Here is a 2,520-nt window from a genome sequence, read left to right on the forward strand (position 1 = left end):
AATCCCCGGCGCCTACAAGCCGGACCAGTTCTCCAACCCCGCCGCCCCGGCCAGCCACTATGAGACCACGGGCCCTGAGATCTGGCACGACACCGACGGACGCATCACCCACTGCGTGATCGGCGCCGGGACCGGCGGCACGATCACCGGCACCGGCCGGTACCTCAAGGAAGTCTCCGCCGGGCGCCCCGGGGAAGAGGGCGGCGTCGTGAAGATCATCGGCGCGGATCCCGCCGGCTCGGTGTACTCCGGCGGCACGGGACGCCCGTACTTTGTCGAGGGCGTCGGGGAGGACATGTGGCCGGCCAACTACGACAAGTCGGTCCCGGACGACGTCATTGCCGTCAGCGACGCCGACTCCTTCGCGATGACGCGCCGGCTGGCGCGCGAGGAAGGCCTGCTGGTGGGCGGCTCCTCGGGCATGGCCGTCGTGGCCGCCATGGAAGTCGCCAAGGACCTCCCGGCCGACGCCGTCGTCGTGGTCATCCTGCCGGACTCCGGCCGCGGCTACCTGGCCAAGATCTTCAACGACCAGTGGATGCGCTCCTACGGCTTCCTGGCCGGCGGGGACGAGGCGTCGGTGGGCGAGATCCTCAAGGCCAAGACCGGTGAACTCCCGGACCTCGTCCACATCCACCCGAACGAGTCCGTCCGCGACGTCATCAACATCATGAACGAGTACGGCGTCTCGCACATCCCCGTCCTGTCCCAGGAACCGCCCGTCGTCATGGGCGAGGTACTGGGCGCCGTGGATGAACGCACCCTCACGGCCAAGCTCTTCCGCGGCGAGGCCAAGCTCTCGGACAAAATCTCCGAACACATGGAAGCACGGCTTCCCGTGATCGGCTCCCTCGAATCGATCTCGACCGCCCGCGAACTCCTCTCCGACGCCGACACCCTCATGGTGACGTTTGTCGGCGCCCCGGTGGGAATCCTGACCCGCCACGACCTCCTCGCGTACCTCAGCAACTGACCAGTTCAAGGAGTCCCATGTCTGTGCCTGAAAACCCGTCCTCGAATAACCAGGGTTTCAACACCCGCGCCATCCACGCCGGCCAGGCGTTTGAGCCCCGCACCGGGGCGGTGGTGCCCCCCGTGCACTTCTCCTCGACCTATGCCCAGGACGGCATCGGCGGGCTGCGGGCCGGTTACGAATACGGCCGTGGCACCAACCCGACCCGTGACTCGCTGCAGGAGCAGCTGGCGGCCCTGGAAGGCGGGAGCGCCGCTTTCTCCTTTGGCTCCGGCCTGGCCGCCGAGGACTCGATGATCCGCGCCCTCACCCGCCCCGGTGACCACATTGTGCTCGGCAACGACGCCTACGGCGGCACGTACCGGCTGATCAGCCGGGTCCTGGGGGAGTGGGGCATCGGCAACACCCCGGTGGACATGTCCGACCTCGACGCCGTCGCTGCCGCCGTCGCCGCAGGCGGCACGGCCGACGGTGGAGGCAAGACCCGCCTGGTGTGGGTGGAGACGCCGTCGAACCCGATGATGAAGATCACCGACATCGAGGCGCTCGCCAAGGTGGCGCACGACGCCGGCGCGCTCCTCGTGGTGGACAACACCTTCGCCTCCCCGTACCTGCAGACCCCGCTGGCCCTCGGCGCCGATGTGGTGGTGCATTCCACCACCAAGTACATCGGCGGGCACTCCGACGTCGTCGGCGGCGCGATCGTGGTCAACGACCCGGACCTCGCCGAGAAGATCGGCTTCGTCCAGTTCGCCGTCGGCGCCGTGTCCGGGCCGATGGACGCTTTCCTCACCACCCGCGGGCTCAAGACCCTCGGGGTGCGCATGGACCGGCACAGCGACAACGCCCAGGCCGTGGCCGAATGGCTGCTGGAGCGCCCCGAAGTGGAGGCCGTGCTCTACCCGGGCCTGCCCACCCACCCCGGCCACGAGCTGGCCAAAAAGCAGATGAAGAAGTTCGGCGGCATGATCTCCGTGCAGTTCAAGGGGGGCGAGGCCGCGGCCCGCAAGGTGGCCGAATCGACCTCCGTGTTCACCCTGGCGGAGTCCCTGGGCGGGATCGAATCGCTCATGAACTACCCGTCCGAAATGACGCACGCCTCGGTCAAGGGCACGGAACTGGCGGTCCCGGTCAACCTGATCCGGCTCTCGTGCGGCATCGAGGACGTGGAGGACCTGATCGCCGACCTCGACGCCGCGATTTCCTCCCTGGCCGCCGGCAGCTAGCCGCACCGTAGCTGCACCTGCAGCCGACCCCGGCGCCCGCGCCATTCCGTCGGACCACCCTAGCTTTCTCTAAGAGAGTCAGCTAGGGTGGCCGCATGGCACTTAGATCCGACTGGTCCCAACGGACCTGCAGCATGGCCCGCGGCCTCGACATCCTGGGCGATCCCTGGAGCGTGCTCGTCCTGCGCGAGGTGTTCTTCGGCAACGGCCGCTTCGATGCCATGAAACAGCGGCTGGGAGCGGCCGATTCCGTGCTCACCAAGCGGCTCGCCGGGCTCGTCGCCGCCGGGCTCCTGGCCCGGAGGCCCTACGACGACGGCG

General features: G+C 68.5%; 3 protein-coding genes. All 3 read left to right on the forward strand.

All coding sequences use genetic code 11. The features are described from left to right. A partial coding sequence (locus Y706_RS25485) for a pyridoxal-phosphate dependent enzyme (protein WP_043436164.1) occupies positions 1–973 on the forward strand: 973 nt, incomplete at its 5' end. Positions 974–990: 17 nt separating this feature from the next. Next, positions 991–2,199 carry a cystathionine gamma-synthase gene (locus Y706_RS0113475; RefSeq protein WP_028276985.1) on the forward strand — a complete coding sequence of 403 codons (1,209 nt, stop codon included), beginning with the start codon at positions 991–993 and terminating at the stop codon, positions 2,197–2,199. Positions 2,200–2,294: 95 nt separating this feature from the next. Further along, positions 2,295–2,520 (forward strand): winged helix-turn-helix transcriptional regulator (locus Y706_RS25490; RefSeq protein WP_043436160.1); only part of this gene is annotated, 226 nt, incomplete at its 3' end.

Origin of the sequence: Arthrobacter sp. I3 (assembly GCF_000520575.1) — a bacterium.
GTDB lineage: Bacteria > Actinomycetota > Actinomycetes > Actinomycetales > Micrococcaceae > Arthrobacter > Arthrobacter humicola_A.

Coding starts and splice junctions, on each gene's coding strand:
- Y706_RS0113475 (WP_028276985.1), top strand. CDS start 991: ATGTCTGTGCCTGAAAACCCGTCCTCGAATAACCAGGGTTTCAACACC.